The organism is Streptomyces sp. NPDC002690 (assembly GCF_053592415.1).
The window spans coordinates 1-3,262 of record NZ_JBSFVR010000558.1; the positions used below are offsets into that span (position 1 = coordinate 1).

The 3,262-nt window shown below is 67.6% G+C and carries 3 protein-coding genes; all 3 read right to left on the reverse strand.

What is annotated here, in order from left to right:
• Nucleotides 1–47 precede the first annotated feature (47 nt).
• The gene (clpX, locus tag ACWD3D_RS35110; RefSeq protein WP_328721678.1) at nucleotides 48–1,346 is read right to left on the reverse strand and encodes an ATP-dependent Clp protease ATP-binding subunit ClpX; all 1,299 of its coding nucleotides are present in this window, start codon (nucleotides 1,344–1,346) and stop codon (nucleotides 48–50) included.
• 158 nt (nucleotides 1,347–1,504) lie between these two features.
• Nucleotides 1,505–2,188 carry an ATP-dependent Clp protease proteolytic subunit gene (locus ACWD3D_RS35115; RefSeq protein ID WP_387375847.1) on the reverse strand — a complete coding sequence of 228 codons (684 nt, stop codon included), beginning with the start codon at nucleotides 2,186–2,188 and terminating at the stop codon, nucleotides 1,505–1,507.
• Nucleotides 2,189–2,277: 89 nt separating this feature from the next.
• Nucleotides 2,278–2,883 (reverse strand): ATP-dependent Clp protease proteolytic subunit, encoded by a 606-nt coding sequence (locus ACWD3D_RS35120; RefSeq protein WP_275496154.1) that lies wholly within the window; start codon nucleotides 2,881–2,883, stop codon nucleotides 2,278–2,280.
• Between the last annotated feature and the right edge of the window lie 379 nt (nucleotides 2,884–3,262).

Below are 3,262 nucleotides of genomic sequence, written 5' to 3' on the forward strand. Positions count from 1 at the left end.
GCCCGGCCGATGGCCGGGCGCCCCTCGCGCGTCGTACCGGGCGGGAGTTACGCGGACTTCTCGTGCCTGCCGCCGTCGTTCTTGCCGATCGTGCGCGGCTCGCGCGGGACCAGCGTGGGGTTCACGTTGTTGCGGACCACGTCCGGGGTGATGACCACGCGGGCGACGTCCTTGCGGGACGGGACCTCGTACATCACGGACTGGAGGACTTCCTCCATGATGGCGCGCAGGCCGCGGGCGCCGGTCTGGCGCAGGATCGCCTGGTCGGCGATGGCCTCCAGCGCCTCGCGCTCGAAGTCCAGCTCCACGCCGTCGAGTTCGAAGAGCCTCTGGTACTGCTTCACCAGGGCGTTGCGCGGCTCGATGAGGATCTGGAGCAGCGCCTCGCGGTCCAGGTTGTGCACCGAGGTGAGGACGGGGAGCCGGCCGATGAACTCGGGGATCATGCCGAACTTGACCAGGTCCTCCGGCATGACCTCCTGGAACTGGTCGCTCGCCTGGATCTCCAGCTTGGACCGGATCGTCGCGCCGAAGCCGATGCCCTTGGCGCCGGACCGGGACTCGATGATCTTCTCCAGGCCGGAGAAGGCCCCGCCCACGATGAACAGGACGTTCGTCGTGTCGATCTGGATGAATTCCTGGTGCGGGTGCTTCCGGCCGCCCTGCGGCGGTACGGAGGCGGTGGTGCCCTCCAGGATCTTCAGCAGCGCCTGCTGCACGCCTTCGCCCGAGACGTCACGCGTGATCGACGGGTTCTCGCTCTTGCGGGCGACCTTGTCGATCTCGTCGATGTAGATGATCCCGGTCTCGGCCTTCTTGACGTCGTAGTCGGCCGCCTGGATCAGCTTCAGCAGGATGTTCTCGACGTCCTCGCCGACATAGCCGGCCTCCGTCAGCGCCGTCGCGTCGGCGATGGCGAACGGGACGTTGAGCATGCGGGCCAGTGTCTGCGCCAGCAGGGTCTTGCCTGAACCCGTGGGGCCCAGCAGGAGGATGTTGGACTTGGCGAGCTCGATCGCGTCGTCCCGGCTGGAACCGCCGCCGTTCTCCCCGGCCTGGACCCGCTTGTAGTGGTTGTACACCGCGACGGACAGGGCCTTCTTCGCGGGCTCCTGCCCGACGACGTACCCCTCCAGGAACTCGTAGATCTCGCGTGGCTTGGGGAGTTCCTCCCAGCGCACTTCCGAGGTCTCGGCGAGTTCCTCCTCGATGATCTCGTTGCAGAGATCGATGCACTCGTCGCAGATGTACACACCGGGTCCCGCGATGAGCTTCTTCACCTGCTTCTGGCTCTTTCCGCAGAACGAGCACTTGAGCAGGTCGCCGCCATCACCGATGCGTGCCACGAGGTGCTTCCCCTTCGCCTGGGAGACGCCTTGGTTCAGCGGCTCCTGGTGCCTCTATTCGACGGTACCTTGCCTGGCCCCCCGTTCGGGCCCCCCTTGGCACGGTTCACACGGCCCGAGACCGGGCGGCTGCGCGTGCCAAGGGGAAAAGACCGATGTCAGACCGCGGCTCCGGCCGAAGTCTTACGGGTGGTGACGATCTGGTCCACCAGACCGTACGCCAGGGCTTCCTCGGCCGTCAGGATCTTGTCGCGCTCGATGTCCTCGCTGATCTTCTCCAGCGGAGTGGTCGAGTGCTTCGCCAGCATCTGCTCCAGCTGGGTACGCATGCGCAGGATCTCGTTGGCCGCGATCTCCAGGTCGGAGAGCTGCTCACGGCCCGTCTGCGAGGACGGCTGGTGGATCAGGACACGGGCGTGCGGGAGCGCCATGCGCTTGCCCGGGGTACCCGCGGCCAGCAGGATGGCGGCGGCGGAGGCGGCCTGGCCCATGCAGACCGTCTGGATGTCCGGCTTCACGAACTGCATCGTGTCGTAGATCGCGGTGAGCGCGGTGAACGAGCCGCCGGGGCTGTTGATGTAGATCGAGATGTCCCGGTCCGGGTCCATCGACTCCAGGCACATCAGCTGTGCCATCACGTCGTTGGCCGAGGCGTCGTCGATCTGCACGCCGAGGAAGATGATGCGCTCCTCGAAGAGCTTGGCGTAGGGGTCGTACTCGCGCACGCCCTGCGAGGTGCGCTCCACGAAGCGCGGCACGATGTAGCGGTTGTCCACCTGCGGGCCGGTGTAGAGGCCGCTCGCGGAGGCGCCGGGGAAGTTGTTCATGTGGGTGTTCACCATCCTGGTGGCGTTCTGTGGGCTGGTTTCTCGGCGCACGTTCATGGCGTTCGAGAGGTGTGCGGGCGCGGTGCCGTCCGGTGCGGGCCGGATCAGGCGCCGGTGCCGCCGCCGCCCGGGATGCCCGACGCGGCCGTGATGATCTCGTCGATGAGGCCGTACTCCTTGGCCTCCTCGGCGGTGTACCAGCGGTCGCGGTCGCCGTCGCGGATGATCGTCTCGACGGTCTGGCCGGAGTGGCGGGCTGTGATCTCCGCCATCCGCGTCTTGGTGCGGAGCAGGTACTGGGCCTGGATCTTGATGTCCGAGGCGGTACCGCCGATGCCGGCCGATCCCTGGTGCATGAGGATGTCGGTGTTCGGGAGCGCGAAGCGCTTGCCCGCGGCCCCGCCGGTGAGCAGGAACTGGCCCATCGAGGCCGCCATGCCCATACCGATGGTGACGACGTCGTTCGGGATGTACTGCATGGTGTCGTAGACCGCCATGCCGGCCGTCACCGAGCCGCCGGGGCTGTTGATGTAGAGGTAGATGTCCTTGTCGGGGTCAGCGGCAAGGAGCAGCAACTGTGCGGTGATCTTGTTGGCGATGTCATCGTCGACCTGCTGACCGAGGAAGATGATGCGCTCGCCGAGCAGTCGGCTGTAGACCTGGTCACCGAGGCCACCACCGAGGGACGGCTCTCCGGCGGCGTAGGGCATCAGATTCGTCACGTATCCACCTGCTCGTCTCTGACGGCTCCGGCCGTCTCAGCGTCTTCGTACCGGGTGGGCCGGGACTACCCGACCCTTCCTCTTCATGGACCCTAACGCGCAGGTGGAACAAGACCATCCCGCATCCATAACTGTTCGCTGGGAGCGCAAGGTACGCAGTGCGCACAAGGGTTCTGAGGGTTCGTCGCGGACGCGCCGGAGCGGACCGCGAGGCCCCTCCGGGGAGGGTACGGGGCTACGGTGCGGGCCCGGCCCCCGGGGGCCTGCGGCGGCGCCCCGGGCCGCGACGGGCGCGGCGACGGGCCGGAGCGGGTACGACGACGGGCCCCGGACGGCGTGATGCCGTCGGCCCGCCCGGGCCGCCGCC